We start from the raw sequence: 14754 nt of genomic DNA, 5'->3' as shown, positions 1-14754 counted from the left end.
ACAAAAGGTTATCGGGTCCGACGCTGCTCAATTGCGGTTATCAGTATGGATGATGAAAAGCGAACTGATTGCGGCTTTGTGCGTTTACGCGCCACTTAAAAAAAACCGCCCCGGAGGGCGGCTGGCTTATTTAACGCAGGTGGCGCAGGCCGAGGACTGGATCTGCTGGAAGAAGTCGTTGCCTTTGTCATCCACGAGGATGAACGCCGGGAAGTCTTCTACTTCAATTTTCCAGATCGCCTCCATACCCAGCTCCGGGTATTCGACGCATTCGAGGCTCTTGATGCTGCTCTGCGCCAGCACCGCTGCCGGGCCGCCGATGCTGCCGAGGTAGAAGCCGCCGTGCTGGTGGCAGGCGTCGGTGACCTGCTTACTGCGGTTGCCCTTCGCCAGCATGATCATGCTGCCGCCGTGGGACTGCAGCAGGTCAACGTAGGAGTCCATACGTCCGGCGGTGGTCGGGCCGAGGGAGCCAGATGCATAGCCGTCCGGGGTTTTGGCCGGGCCGGCGTAGTAGATCGGGTGATCCTTAACGTACTGCGGCAGCCCCTGCCCGCTGTCGATGCGCTCTTTCAGCTTCGCGTGGGCGATGTCGCGCGCCACGATAATGGTGCCGGAGAGCGACAGGCGTGTGGACACCGGGTACTGCGACAGCTGCTGCAGAATTTCGGCCATCGGGCGATTCAGGTCGATGCGTACCGCTTCGCCCTCACCTTCACGACGCAGCGCTTCCGGGATGTATTTGCCGGGGTTGTTCTCAAGCTTTTCGATCCAGACGCCGTCGCGGTTGATTTTGGCCTTGATGTTACGGTCTGCCGAGCAGGAGACGCCCATGCCCACCGGGCAGGATGCGCCGTGGCGCGGCAGGCGTATAACCCGCACGTCGTGGGCGAAGTATTTACCGCCAAACTGCGCACCGAGGCCGAGATTGCGCGCCTCCTGCAGCAGCTCCTGCTCCAGCTGCACGTCGCGGAACGCCTGGCCGTGGGCGTTACCTTCGGTCGGCAGCCCGTCATAGTATTTCGTGGACGCGAGCTTCACGGTTTTCAGGGTGGCTTCCGCCGAGGTGCCGCCGATGACGAACGCGATATGATAAGGCGGACAGGCCGCAGTACCGAGGCTGCGCATCTTCTCCACCAGATAGTTTTTCAGCTTGCCCGGTGAGAGCAGCGCTTTGGTTTCCTGGTAGAGATAAGTTTTGTTGGCCGAGCCGCCACCTTTGGCGATACAGAGGAATTTGTACTCCTCGCCGTCCACGCTGTAGAGATCGATCTGCGCCGGCAGGTTGGTGCCGGTATTCACCTCGTTATACATATCCAGCGCGGCGTTCTGGGAGTAACGCAGGTTGTCTTCGATATAGGTGTTATACACGCCGTGCGCCAGCGCGGCTTCATCCCCGCCGCCGGTCCAGACGCGCTGCCCCTTCTTACCCATAATAATGGCGGTGCCGGTGTCCTGGCAGGTGGGCAGAATACCGCGGGCGGCGATCTCGGAGTTGCGCAGGAACTGCAGGGCGACGTACTTGTCGTTTTCGCTGGCCTCGGGGTCGTTAAGAATGTCAGCGACCTGCTGCTGATGCGCCGGGCGCAGCATGAAAGAGGCATCGTGGAAGGCGTGCTGGGCCAGCAGGGTTAACGCCTGGGGCTCCACTTTCAGCACCGCCTGCCCTTCAAATTCGGAGACGGAAACGTAGTCGCGGGTCAGCAGGTAATATTCGGTGTCATCCTTCGCGAGCGGAAAGGGTTCCTGATAGTAAAAGGGTTTATTCGACATTGTGCTCTCACTTACTGCTTCGATGTGGAATGTTATTGGCGCATGGTCCATGTGCCGTCTTCAAAAGCGAGTCGCCACATCGTACACAATTTTTTAACAAAAACTGAGACTAATACGACTTTTTACCGCCGCTGGTTACTTCAAACGGGTTTGTTGGTTTAATAACGCCAGATTTCATCCTCATGACTACAGGGCTTGATAATGCAAAAACTCATTAACTCAGTGCAGAACTACGGCTGGGGAAGTAAAACTGCGTTAACGGAACTCTACGGTATCGCCAACCCGCAACAGCTGCCGATGGCGGAGCTGTGGATGGGCGCGCACCCGAAGAGCAGCTCAAAAGTGCAGGACGCCAGCGGCGCCACGCATCTGCTGCGCGACGTGATTGACGCCGATAAAGAGACCCTGCTGGGGCGCGGCGTCGCCGAGCGCTTCGGCGAGCTGCCGTTCCTGTTTAAGGTGCTGTGCGCGGATCAGCCGCTCTCGATTCAGGTGCATCCGAACAAACAGGCCTCGGAAGCGGGCTTTGCGAAAGAGAACGCCGCCGGTATCCCGCTCGATGCCGCCGAGCGCAACTATAAAGATCCGAACCACAAGCCGGAGCTGGTCTTTGCGCTTACCCCGTTCCTGGCGATGAACGCCTTCCGCGAATTCAACGACATCGTTTCGCTGCTGCAGCCGGTGGCGGGGGCGCATACCGCCATTGCCCACTTCCTCGAAGCTCCGAACGCCCAGCGCCTGAGCGAGCTGTTCGCCAGCCTGCTGAATATGCAGGGCGATGAGAAATCCCGCGCGCTGGCGGTGTTGAAAGCGGCGCTGGCCGATAAAACCGGCGAACCCTGGGATACCATTCGCGCCATCAGCGAATTTTACCCGGACGACAGCGGCCTGTTCTCCCCGCTGCTGCTCAACGTGGTGAAACTCAATCCGGGCGAAGCGATGTTCCTGTTTGCCGAAACGCCGCACGCCTACCTGCAGGGCGTGGCGCTGGAGGTGATGGCTAACTCGGATAACGTGCTGCGCGCCGGCCTGACGCCGAAGTACATCGATATTCCTGAGCTGGTGGCGAACGTGAAGTTCGAGCCGAAAGCGGCAGACAGCCTGCTGACCCAGGCAGTGAAGCGCGGCAGCGAGCTGGATTTCCCGATCCCGGTGGACGACTTCGCGTTCTCCCTGCACGACCTGAACACGCAGGCTGTTGAACTGGCCCAGTCCAGCGCGGCGATTGTGTTCTGCGTCGAAGGTGAAGCGCTGCTGCGTAAAGACGATGCTACGCTGGTACTGAAGCCGGGCGAATCGGCGTTTATCGCCGCCCATGAGTCGCCGGTCAGCGTCAGCGGCATCGGACGCATCGCGCGCGTGTTTAATAAAATCGACTAAGCTACTGATTTTTTTGGCACGGATTGCTAAGCTCACTGTCAGACGTTGATGAACTCACCCGGCGGGTTACCCGCCGGGACGACTGTTTTAGGGATAAGGACTATGAAAAAGACTCTGGTTGCAGCGGGCGTGATCGTCGCCCTGGGTGTGGTCTGGACGGGCGCGGCCTGGTTTACCGGTAAACAATTCGAGAACCGCGTAGCGGAGATGATCGCGCAGGGCAACGCCGAACTGAAGCGCACCTCGCCGGAGTCAGGCCTGGAGCTGGCGTACCAGAACTACCATCGCGGCGTGTTCAGCAGCCAGCTGGAGCTGGTCGTGAAGCCGGTTCAGGGCGCGCAAAGTTCGTGGCTGAAACCGGGTCAGACCGTGGTGCTGAACGAGGATGTCGATCACGGCCCGTTCCCCTTCGCGCAGCTGAAAAAGTTTAATCTGATCCCGTCGCTGGCCTCGGTGAATACCACGCTTGCCAACAACGCCACCACCAAAGCGTTGTTTGACCACACCAAAGGTCAGTCGCTGTTTACCGCCGATACGCGCGTCGGCTACTCGGGGGCTACCGCTACTGATATCACGCTGGTGCCGGTGAACTATCAGCAGGAGCAGGACAAAATCGCCTTCAGCGGCGGGGAGTTCACGGTTGCGGTGGACGGTGACAGCAACGAGATGTCGTTGAAAGGGAATATCGACAGTGCGCTCATCGACAGCGTCAACGAATATGGTCAGCGCGTGCAGATGAGCATCAACAACCTGAAAACCGATGGTTCTTCCGAACTGACCTCGTTTGACGAGCGCATCGGTCAGCAGCAGCTCAACCTTGAGAAGCTGGCTATTTCGGTGGAAGGCAACGAGCTGGCGGTATTCGAAGGCACGGCGCTGACGGCGAAAACCGAAGTGGCCGAAGACAAGAAGCATCTCAACAGCGTGGTGGATTACACCCTCGACAGCCTGAAGGTGCAGAACCAGAACATGGGCAGCGGTAAGCTGACGCTGAAGGTCGGTCAGGTTGACGGCAAAGCCTGGCATCAGTTCAGCCAGCAGTACAACGCCCAGGCAAACGCCCTGCTGTCGCAGCCGGAAGTGATGCAGAACCCGCAGGCCTATCAGGAGAACTTCCGCCAGATCCTGCTTAACAACCTGCCGCTGCTGCTCGACAGCGGCCCGGTGATCACCGTTGCGCCGTTCAGCTGGAAAAATGCCAAAGGCGAAAGCTCGCTGAACCTGTCACTGTTCTTCAAAAACAAAGAAGAGCTGAAGCAGCCGGTGAAATCCCTGGGCGAAGAGCTGCTGCGTAACGTGAAATCGCTGGACGGCAAACTGTCAATCCCGATGGACATGGCGACCGAGTTTATGACTCAGGTTGCGCAGCTTGAAGGCTACCAGAAGGATCAGGCTGAAAAGCTGGCGCGTAAACAGGTAGAAGGCGCTGCTGCTGCGGGCCAGATGTTCCGTCTGGTGTCAACCAAAGACAACGTCATCAGCACCAGCCTGCAATATGCAAACGGCCAGGTGAACCTCAACGGCGACAAGATGCCGGTCGAGGCGCTGTTCGGGAAATTTACGCTGCCGGGCATGGGCGGCGAGGCGCCGGCTCCGGAGCTGGAAACCCCGATGGCACCGGCACCGCGCGGGCCGATGATCGCTCCGCAGTAATGTTGCGCTAACAACCAGGCCTCCCTGCGGAGGCCTTTTTTATGGGCGGAATTCAGTATTCAACGGTGGGTGCGCTACGCTTACCCACCCTACGTGCCGGGGCAGCATTCAGCGCTGGGGCACCAGCCGGGCGGGAATAATCTGGTGGCGCAACGCATCCTCTTCCTGGTTGATCCGCTGCAGCATGCGTCCGGCCAGGGTGTGGCCTATCTCGCGGGCCGGGGTGGTGACCCAGGTCACCGGCAGATCGTCGAGTGCGGCTTCAGGCACCTCGGCAAAGGCCGCCAGCGCCACCTGGCGATCGTAGTAGCTCTCCATCCCGCCTTCCCCGCCCTGGCGTCCGCCGCGCATCAGGCCGAACCACGCCCCCATCGCCACGGTACTGTTGTGGCACAGCACCGCGCTGATGGTGGGATTGCGCCGCAGCAGATCGCTGATGGCCTCCGCCGCCTGTTTCTGGCTCGGTTCGCACTCCAGCACCCAGTCGCTGTGAAACGGCAGGCCGTACTGCAGCAGCGTGGCGCAGTAGCCACCCAGCCGTTCAGCGCGGGTCAGCGAGGAGCTGCGTCCCCCCAGCCAGGCGATGCGCTGATGGCCGCGCCGGATAAGATGTTCGGTCACCAGTTGCGCGGCCTGCATGTTGTCCGGGCGGATAATATCGGCTTCATCAAGATGGCTGGCCCGCGAGGCAAACAGCAGCGGAAGCTGACGCGCCGCCGCCATATCGCGCAGCGAAGCACCTTCTCCGGCAGCGCCGGCGATAATCACGCCGTCCACGCCCTGGGAGAGCAGCGTGGCGAAGCAGCGTTCGCTCTGGTCGGCGTCGCGTCCGCACTGGGTGAGGAACAGCATCCGCCCCTGGGCTTCCAGCGCTTCGCTGAGGCCGGCGGTCAGCTCGGCGTAAAAGGGCGAGCTGAGATCGCGCACCATCAGGCCAATTACCCCACTCTGCCCACCGCGCAGCGACACCGCCTGGCGGTTGCGCACAAAGCCCAGTTTCTCGATCGCCTCATTTACCCGCTCACCGGTGGCGTGGGAGATGCGTCCCTTGCCGCTCAGCACCAGCGAGACGGTACTGACCGAGACGCCCGCCGCCAGCGCCACGTCGTTGATGGTGATTTTCTTCGCTACAGACATCGCTGCGATTCCCTTCCCTTATCGCTCAGATAAAACGTTTTACCCATAGGGGATCTTTATAGCCGCTATTATCGCCTGATTATGTGATTCGTTTCGCACTAAAGTTTGATAAAACGTTTTATCTTCTCGCTGCGTGATATATCCCCGACCTCACTTTCAGGACAAGGAGTCGTTTATGGCGGCTAATGCAGCATCCCGAATCACCGTATGGGAGTTCTTCCAGCAGCTGGGCAAAACCTTCATGCTGCCGGTAGCGCTCCTCTCCTTCTGCGGCATCATGCTCGGCATCGGCAGTTCGCTGAGCAGCCATGATGTCATCACCCTGTTTCCGGCGCTCGGTCATCCGGTGCTGCAGGCCATTTTCCTGTGGATGAGCAAAGTCGGCTCCTTCGCCTTCAGCTACCTGCCGGTGATGTTCTGCATCGCTATCCCCCTCGGGCTGGCGCGCGAGAACAAAGGCGTCGCGGCCTTTGCCGGTTTCGTCGGCTTTACGGTGATGAACCTGGCGACCAACTTCTGGCTCACCATGAAAGGCATTCTGCCCACCACCGATGCGGCGGTGCTGAAGGCCAATAACGTGCAAAACGTGCTGGGCATTCAGTCGGTGGATACCGGCATCCTCGGGGCGGTGATCGCCGGGGTGATCATCTGGCTGCTGCACGAGCGTTTTCACAACGTGCGCCTGCCGGATGCGCTGGCGTTCTTCGGCGGCACCCGCTTCGTTCCCATTATCACCAGCGTGGTGATGGGCCTGGTGGGGCTGGTGATCCCGTTAATCTGGCCGGTGTTTGCAATGGGCATCACCGCGCTGGGGAGCATGATCAACAGCGCCGGGGCGTTCGGACCGATGATTTTCGGCACCGGCGAGCGTCTGCTGCTGCCGTTCGGTCTGCAGCATATTCTGGTGGCGCTGATCCGCTTTACCGAAGCGGGCGGCACCATGGAGGTGTGCGGTAAAACCGTGAATGGCGCACTGACCATTTTCCAGGCGCAGCTTAACTGTCCGTCGGTACACGGCTTCTCCGAGAGCGCGACGCGCTTCCTCTCGCAGGGCAAAATGCCGGCGTTCCTCGGCGGCCTGCCCGGCGCGGCGCTGGCAATGTACCACTGCGCTCGCCCGGAAAACCGGCATAAGATTAAAGGGCTGCTCATCTCTGGCGTAATTGCCTGCGTGGTGGGCGGCACCACCGAGCCGCTGGAATTCCTGTTCCTGTTTGTCGCCCCGGTGCTGTATCTCATCCACGCCCTGCTGACCGGGCTGGGCTTCACCATCATGGCCGTGCTCGGCGTCACCATCGGCAACACCGACGGCAACGTCATCGACTTTGTGGTATTCGGCATGCTGCACGGCCTCGCCACCAAGTGGTATCTGGTGCCGGTGGTGGCAGCGGTCTGGTTTGCGGCCTACTACGCCATTTTCCGCTTCGCCATCCTGCGCTTTAATATCAAAACCCCCGGTCGCGACGTGGAAGTGGCGCGTCAGGTTGAAACCGCAATGGCGGGCAGCGTCGGCAAGTCCGGGTACAACGTTCCGGCTATTCTCGCGGCACTCGGCGGCGCGGAGAATATCGTTACTCTCGATAACTGCATCACCCGCCTGCGTCTGTCGGTAAAAGAGATGGCGAACGTGGATGTCGAGGCGCTGAAAGCCAATCGTGCCATCGGCGTGGTACAGCTCAACCAGCATAACCTGCAGGTGGTGATTGGACCGCAGGTGCAGTCGGTAAAAGATGAAATGGCGGCACTGATGAACATGGTGCAGGCGTGAGGCGCTAAGGACGATACGATGTTTGATTTTTCTACGCCGGTAGACCGGCACGGCACCTGGTGTACCCAGTGGGATTATGTCGCGGACCGCTTCGGCGCACCGGACCTGCTGCCGTTCACCATTTCGGATATGGATTTCCCCACCGCGCCGTGCGTGCTGGATGCCCTGCAGCAGCGCCTCACCCACGGCGTGCTGGGCTACAGCCGCTGGAATAACAGCGATTTCAGCGGGGCGATTGCCCACTGGTATCAGCAGCGTTTCGCCACCGCCATCGACCCGGCAACGCTGGTGTATGGCCCGTCGGTGATTTACACCGTCTCGCAGCTGATCCGCCAGTGGTCGCAGCCCGGCGACGGGGTACTGATCCACACCCCGGCCTACGACGCATTCTACAAAACCATCGAAGGTAATCAGCGCCGCGTGATTAGCCTGCCGCTGGAGCAGCAGGACGGCGAGTGGGCATGCGACATGGCCCGGCTGGCGCAGGCGCTGGCGAAGCCGGAGTGCAAAATCATGCTGCTGTGCAGCCCGCACAATCCGACCGGTAAAGTCTGGACGCGGCCGGAGCTGGACACCCTGGCGGCGCTGTGCGAGCGACACGGCGTGCGGGTTATCAGCGACGAAATCCATATGGATATGGTGTGGCGTGGCAGCCATACGCCCTGGAGCGCGGTCGGGCGCGGCGTCTGGGCGCTGGTCACCTCGGCGTCCAAGAGCTTTAACATTCCTGCCCTGACCGGCGCTTACGGGTTCATCAGCGATCCGCAGGCGCGGGAGGCGTACCTGACGGCGCTCAAGGGGCAGGATGGGCTTTCTTCACCGGCGGTGCTGGCGCTGGTGGCGCATATTGCTGCCTATCGCGACGGATCGCCCTGGCTCGACGCGCTGCGCGACTACCTGCGGGCTAACCTCGATTACGTTGCGCAGACCCTGAATGCGGCGTTTGCGCAACTCAACTGGCAGCCGCCCGCCGCCACCTATCTGGCGTGGATCGATCTGCGTCCGCTGGGTCTTGACGATAAGGCGCTGCAACAGGCGCTGATCGAGCAGCAGAAGGTCGCCATTATGCCGGGTTACACCTACGGCGCAGAAGGCAACGGCTTTATCCGCCTCAACGTGGGCTGCCCGCGGGTTAAGCTGGAAGCCGGGGTTGCGCGCTTAATCGCCGCCATTCGCTCACTTAACTAACGCTTCGGGGTGGAAACACCCCTTTTTGTTGCGCAACGTAGCTTTTTCCCCCGCTTTATTTTTATAATGCTCTGCACTTTAGCTAAAAAAAGAGTGCGACCATGATTGATACCACCCTGCCGTTAACCGACCTGCACCGCCACCTCGATGGCAACATTCGCGCCCAAACCATTCTCGATCTTGGTCGCCAGTTCAATCTGAGCCTGCCCGCTACCACCCTTGAAACCCTGCGCCCGCACGTGCAGGTCACCGCCAACGAACCGGATCTGGTGAGCTTCCTTGCCAAACTCGACTGGGGCGTGAAGGTGCTGGCGTCGCTGGATGCCTGCCGCCGCGTGGCGTATGAAAACATCGAAGACGCCGCACAGCACGGCCTGCACTACGTCGAACTGCGCTTCTCACCGGGTTATATGGCGATGACTCACCAGCTGCCGGTGGACGGCGTGGTGGAAGCGGTGATTGCCGGGGTGCGTGAAGGCTGCCGTGATTTTGGCGTGCAGGCGCGTCTTATCGGCATTATGAGCCGTACCTTCGGGGAAACCGCCTGCGAGGTGGAGCTGGACGCCCTGCTGGCGCACCGCGACCATATCACCGCGCTCGATCTGGCGGGCGACGAGCTGGGCTTCCCCGGCAGCCTGTTCCTGCCCCACTTCAACCGCGCCCGCGACGCCGGCTGGCGTATCACGGTGCATGCCGGTGAAGCGGCAGGTCCGGAGAGCATCTGGCAGGCGATTCGCGAGCTGGGTGCCGAGCGTATCGGTCACGGCGTGAAGGCGATTGAGGATCCGGCGCTGATGGATTTCCTCGCCGAACAGCGCATCGGGATTGAGTCCTGCCTGACGTCGAATATTCAGACCAGCACCGTGGCGGCGCTGGAGAAGCATCCGCTGAAAACCTTCCTTGAGCATGGCGTGCTGGCAACCATCAATACCGATGACCCGGCGGTTCAGGGTGTGGACATCACTCACGAGTATCAGGTGGCTGCCGCGCAGGCCGGACTGAGCCAGGCGCAAATCCGCCAGGCCCAGCAGAACGGCCTGACAATTGCGTTTTTAAGCGAGCAGGAGAAACAGGCGCTGCGCGAGTCCGTTCGCGCCTGATGCGTTACGGCTCAGGGTTTTGCCTGGGCCGTCTCTTCCGCTGCGGTACGGCGGGCGTAACGCTGCGCCAGTACCGCACAGACCATCAGCTGGATCTGATGGAAAATCATCAGCGGTAGCACCATCACCCCCACCGCACTGGCCGGGAACAGCACATTCGCCATCGGCACGCCGTTCGCCAGGCTCTTTTTCGAACCGCAGAACACGATCGTCACCTCATCAGCCGTGTTAAAGCCCAGCATCCGCGCCGCCAGGGTGTTCACCACCAGCACCACCGCCAGCAAGACCGTAGACAGGCCTACCACCACCATCAGCGCAGCGCCGTCGATCTGATGCCAGATCCCGCCCACTACCGCTTCACTGAATGCCACGTACACCACCAGCAGAATCGACGAGCGGTCGGTCATGTTGATCAGCTTTTTATGACGATCGACCCAGCGGCCAATCAGCGGGCGCGACAGGTGCCCCACCACAAACGGCACCATCAGCTGCAGCACGATCTTGCCGATGGCATCGAGGGTGTTGGTATCCCCCTGCTGGGCCTGCATCAGCGCCCCGACCAGCACCGGCGAGAGGAAAATCCCCAGAATGCTCGATGCCGAGGCACTGCAGATGGCAGCGGCCACGTTGCCCTTCGCTACCGAGGTGAACGCGATAGCCGACTGCACCGTGGCCGGCAGCGCGCAGAGATACAGAAAGCCGAGCCAGAGCGACGGTGGCAGCACCGAGTGCGGAATAAACTGCATGAGCAGCCCGAGCGCCGGGAACAGGGCAAAGGTGCTGATAAACACCACCAGATGCAGCCGCCAGTGGCCCATCCCGGCAAAAATCGCCTCGCGGGAGAGCTTTGCACCGTGCATAAAGAACAGCAGTCCGATTGCAAAAGTCGTCAGGTATTCAAAGGCCGTTTTCACCCTACCTTCGCACGGGAAAAACGAGGCGACGATCACTACGCCAATCATAATCACTAAGAAGGTGTCTATCTTCAGACGCTGCAGCCAACGCATAGGGTATCCCTGTTGATATCAAAAAAGCCTACTCTGCCCTGGTCGGGGGCAATGATAAATATAACCTGCTATTAACATTCTGTTTGTTGAGCGGCGGTTGAGCGAAAAAAAGGGGCGTTTTCACGCCCCCGGCAGGACTGCGGCTACTCAGGCCAGCGACAGCGTCGCGCGATGCTTCGCCGATTCGATACCCAGCTCAATCAGCTCCATGATGGTAATCGCCTGGCTTGCCAGCACCGGATTTTCGCCGTTGCCGGTCAGGGCGTCGCGGATTGCCGCATAGTAGGCCGGATAGTTGCCCGGCACCGTCAGCAGCGTTTTCTCCACCATCTCCTCGCCCTGCGCCAGCGTCAGGGTGCCATCGCGCATGTCGTAGCCCCAGTCGCTCTGCGGCAGGCGCTCCCCGGCCTTCAGGCGATCCTCCTGCGGGTCGAGACCAAACTTCACATAGCTGCCGCGGGTGCCGTGCACGATATAGCGCGCCGATTCCGCCGCCGCCAGCATGGTGCCGTGCAGCACGACCCGGCGCTGCGGGTAGCTCAGCACCGCGTGGAAGTAGTCGGTCGCCTGTGCGCCGGGACGCAGCTGGGCGAGATCCACCGACAGGCTGACCGGCAGGCCAAACAGATTAATCGCCTGGTCGAGCAGGTGCGGAGCCAGATCGTACCAGATGCCGCTGCCCGGCCCAGCCTGCTCGCGCCAGCGGTTACGCACCTGCGGACGGAAGCGGTCAAAGTGGGATTCGAAGTAGCTCACTTCGCCCAGCGTGCCCTCTGCCACCAGCGCTTTCAGCGTCAGGAAGTCGCTGTCCCAGCGGCGGTTGTGAAACACCGACAGCACCAGATTGCAGCTTTTAGCCAGCGCGTCCAGCTCGCGTGCCTGTGACAACGTCACGGTGAAGGGTTTATCCACCACAACGTGCTTGCCCGCTTCCAGCGCGGCTTTAGCCAGCGGGAAGTGGGTATCGTTGGGGGTGGGAACCACGATGAGGTCGATATTGGGATCGTTAAACAGTTGCTTCGGCTCGGATACCACCGGCACGGTCGGCCAGTCGGCATGAACCTTTGCCGCATCGCTGCTGGAGATGGCGGCCAGCTCCATGCCCGGCGTGCCGGCGATCAGCGCCGCATGGAAGGTTTTACTGGCATAGCCATAGCCGATGAGTCCAACGCGGATTTTATCACTCATAGAGATTCCTCTGGTCAGTTGACGCTGTCATTTCACACCAATCCCCCTGATGTCTCAACAGATTATTACCGTATCGTTACCGCGCCGGGTTTCACATGAAAGCGGAAAAGTGATCGCGATCGCAACGCTGCAACCGGTTACCGAAACCGGTTGCAGCGTGAAAAAGCCGTTGCCTACACTCGATGACATCACCACTACGCAAGGAGTTACCGATGTCAGGATTTCCACAGGATTTTCTCTGGGGTGCGGCCAGCGCAGCGTATCAGGTTGAAGGCGGACATGATGCCGACGGCAAAGGCCCGTCGATCTGGGATGTGTTTTCCCACCTGCCGGGTACCACATGGCAAGGCACTAACGGCGATATCGCCGTCGATCACTACCATCGCTTCCGCGAGGACGTGGCGCTGATGGCGGAGATGGGGATGCAGAGCTACCGCTTCTCCATTGCCTGGCCGCGCCTCCTGCCTACCGGGCGCGGCGCGGTTAACGAAGCCGGGGTGCAGTTCTACAGCGATCTGATTGATGCCCTGCTGGAGCACAACATTGAACCGATGATTACGCTGTATCACTGGGATCTGCCCCAGGCGCTACAGGATGAAGGCGGCTGGGAAGCGCGCTCCACCGCCGAGGCGTTCCTGGAATATGCGCAGCTCTGCTATGACCGCTTTGGCTCCAGGGTGAAGCTCTGGGCGACGTTTAACGAAACCGTGGTATTCATTGGTCACGGCTACATCACCGGCAGCCATCCCCCGGCGGTACAAGATCCTGCCCGCGCGGTACAGGCCTGCCATCACGTGTTTGTCGCCCATGCCCTGGCGGTCAACGCGTTTCGCAAAAGCGGCATTAAGGGGCAGATCGGTTTCGTCAACGTGCTGCAACCCCACACGGCGCTGACCGACAAGCCGGAAGATGTGGCAGCGAAAGACCTGGCCGATGCCATCTATACCCACTGGCTTTACGATCCGGTGCTCAAGGGCGAATACCCGGCGCAACTCGTGGCGCAGACCCAGGCACTGTGGGGCGTGCCGCGCTATGCCCCGGGAGATGACGCGCTGCTGAAAGAGAATATCTGTGACTTTATCGGCCTGAACTACTACAAACGGGAAACCGTGGCGGCCAACCCGGATGCAACCGGCCTGAAAGCCAACCACAGCGGGGAGCGCAACAGCGGACACCAGTTCGGCTTCAAGGGGCTGTATAAGTTTGTGCGTAATCCACAGGGGGTCTATACCGACTGGGACTGGGAGATCTGGCCGCAGGGACTGACCGACGGCATTATGCAGGTAAAAGCCCGCTACGGTGATATTCCGATCTACATCACCGAAAACGGCCTGGGGGCAAAAGACCCGATTATTGATGGCGAGGTGGTGGACGATGCGCGCATCGATTATTTGCGTATGCATATTGACGCCATGGAAAGCGCCATTGCTCAGGGTGCGGACGTACGCGGCTATTATCCCTGGTCCTTCATTGATTTATTAAGCTGGCTGAACGGTTATCAAAAACAGTACGGCTTTGTGTATGTCGATCATAACGACAATCTCAACCGGAAACGGAAGAAAAGTTTCTGGTGGTATCAGAAGGTTATCAGCAGCAACGGCGAACAGCGTTAATCTCAACGGGTCAGGTATCGTGCGGTGCCTGGCCCTCTGAACGCAGGATTACTCTTAAAGTCTTATTCCCCCGTGGTTATTTATCCAGCCTTTTCCGCTTTCAGTTTATTATTCGTTAACGTTAATTCAGCTACGCTGGCTGGCTTCTCATTAAGGAATATTTACCGATGACGGTGCAGGACTATTTATTAAAGTTTCGCAAAATTAGCACGCTCGACAGCCTGGAAAAGCTTTTTGATCATCTTAATTATTCCCTGACCGATAATCAGGAGATTATTAATATGTATCGCGCCGCCGATCACCGCCGTGCCGAACTGGTTTCCGGCGGCAAACTGTTCAACATCGGCGAGGTCCCGAAATCCGTTTGGCGATACGTGCAGTGAGCCCTGTGCGACAGTAGCAATTACTGAGAATTTCTTTATAATTCCTGCGCTCTTAATTCGTTTGCGCGCCGTGAAATTCCTGAGGAGGCTGTATGTCTACCACGCCGACAACGCGTATCGGAGGCTGGCTGCTGGCCCCTCTCGCCTGGCTCTTATTAACGCTCCTCAGCACCTCGCTCGGCCTGGTCGTCTGGTTTATGGCGATCATTTCGCCGCGCGCGCATCAGATGTTAAGCGAAATGAGCACACAAAATGTCGTGCTGTGGTATCTGTCGATGGCCACGGCGGTGGCCGTATGGATCTACACCCTGTGGCTGAGCGTGGCGTTCTTTAAACGCCGCGCGCTGGTGCGCAAGCACTACATTATCTGGCTGCTGGTTTGCGTGCTGCTGGCGCTCAAATCTTTTGCCTTTTCGCCGGTTAACGATGAGATTGCGGTGAGTCAGCTTATTTTACCTCTGCTGGCTGCGGCGCTGATGGCGCCCTATTTCCGCTACGCCCAGCGCGTAAAAAACACCTTCGTTAACCCGTAAATAACCCTACGGATACTACGTTGTCGCATTC

General features: G+C 59.7%; 12 protein-coding genes. 8 read left to right on the top strand and 4 right to left on the bottom strand.

What is annotated here, in order from left to right:
• Window positions 1-126: 126 nt before the first annotated feature.
• Window positions 127-1773 (bottom strand): class I fumarate hydratase FumA, encoded by a 1647-nt coding sequence (fumA, locus tag KFZ77_RS08550; RefSeq protein WP_031522535.1) that lies wholly within the window; start codon window positions 1771-1773, stop codon window positions 127-129.
• A gap of 201 nt (window positions 1774-1974) precedes the next feature.
• Between fumA and manA the strand changes: the two genes are divergently transcribed.
• Window positions 1975-3153, top strand: coding sequence for a mannose-6-phosphate isomerase (gene manA / locus KFZ77_RS08545; protein ID WP_264385986.1), 1179 nt, complete (start codon window positions 1975-1977; stop codon window positions 3151-3153).
• Between the two features lie 102 nt (window positions 3154-3255).
• Complete coding sequence (locus tag KFZ77_RS08540) at window positions 3256-4806, top strand: YdgA family protein (RefSeq protein ID WP_264385985.1); 1551 nt, start codon at window positions 3256-3258, stop codon at window positions 4804-4806.
• A gap of 108 nt (window positions 4807-4914) precedes the next feature.
• Here the strand turns inward: KFZ77_RS08540 and KFZ77_RS08535 are convergent, their stop codons facing one another.
• Window positions 4915-5943: a Mal regulon transcriptional regulator MalI gene (locus KFZ77_RS08535; protein ID WP_031522529.1), complete on the bottom strand. Its 1029-nt coding sequence runs from the start codon at window positions 5941-5943 to the stop codon at window positions 4915-4917.
• Between the two features lie 175 nt (window positions 5944-6118).
• Between KFZ77_RS08535 and malX the strand changes: the two genes are divergently transcribed.
• The 3 genes from malX (at window position 6119) to add (ending at window position 9999) form a co-directional block, all read left to right on the top strand.
• Window positions 6119-7711 (top strand): maltose/glucose-specific PTS transporter subunit IIBC, encoded by a 1593-nt coding sequence (gene malX / locus KFZ77_RS08530; RefSeq protein WP_264385984.1) that lies wholly within the window; start codon window positions 6119-6121, stop codon window positions 7709-7711.
• Window positions 7712-7729: 18 nt separating this feature from the next.
• Window positions 7730-8899, top strand: coding sequence for a MalY/PatB family protein (locus tag KFZ77_RS08525; protein ID WP_264385983.1), 1170 nt, complete (start codon window positions 7730-7732; stop codon window positions 8897-8899).
• 101 nt (window positions 8900-9000) lie between these two features.
• A complete protein-coding gene (gene add, locus KFZ77_RS08520; protein WP_031522523.1) occupies window positions 9001-9999 on the top strand; it encodes an adenosine deaminase in 999 nt (332 codons plus the stop codon).
• A gap of 11 nt (window positions 10000-10010) precedes the next feature.
• On the opposite strand, the gene KFZ77_RS08515 is transcribed toward add, so the two are convergent.
• Both KFZ77_RS08515 and KFZ77_RS08510 read right to left on the bottom strand, forming a co-directional pair.
• On the bottom strand, window positions 10011-11006 hold the full coding sequence (locus KFZ77_RS08515) for a bile acid:sodium symporter family protein (protein WP_031522517.1): 996 nt from the start codon (window positions 11004-11006) through the stop codon (window positions 10011-10013).
• A 147-nt stretch (window positions 11007-11153) separates the two neighbouring features.
• Complete coding sequence (locus tag KFZ77_RS08510) at window positions 11154-12194, bottom strand: oxidoreductase (RefSeq protein ID WP_264385982.1); 1041 nt, start codon at window positions 12192-12194, stop codon at window positions 11154-11156.
• A gap of 212 nt (window positions 12195-12406) precedes the next feature.
• Here KFZ77_RS08510 and KFZ77_RS08505 point away from each other — a divergent pair, with 212 nt between their 5' ends.
• From KFZ77_RS08505 to KFZ77_RS08495, 3 genes are all read left to right on the top strand, one after another.
• Window positions 12407-13807 carry a GH1 family beta-glucosidase gene (locus KFZ77_RS08505; protein WP_264385981.1) on the top strand — a complete coding sequence of 467 codons (1401 nt, stop codon included), beginning with the start codon at window positions 12407-12409 and terminating at the stop codon, window positions 13805-13807.
• A gap of 167 nt (window positions 13808-13974) precedes the next feature.
• Window positions 13975-14190, top strand: coding sequence for a transcription modulator YdgT (gene ydgT, locus KFZ77_RS08500; RefSeq protein ID WP_031522511.1), 216 nt, complete (start codon window positions 13975-13977; stop codon window positions 14188-14190).
• Window positions 14191-14282: 92 nt separating this feature from the next.
• On the top strand, window positions 14283-14723 hold the full coding sequence (locus tag KFZ77_RS08495; RefSeq protein ID WP_264385980.1) for a DUF2569 domain-containing protein: 441 nt from the start codon (window positions 14283-14285) through the stop codon (window positions 14721-14723).
• Window positions 14724-14754: the final 31 nt, after the last annotated feature.

Source organism: Siccibacter colletis, from assembly GCF_025914095.1.
Taxonomy (GTDB): domain Bacteria; phylum Pseudomonadota; class Gammaproteobacteria; order Enterobacterales; family Enterobacteriaceae; genus Siccibacter; species Siccibacter colletis.
This window is presented reverse-complemented; position numbering and strand designations above follow the sequence as displayed.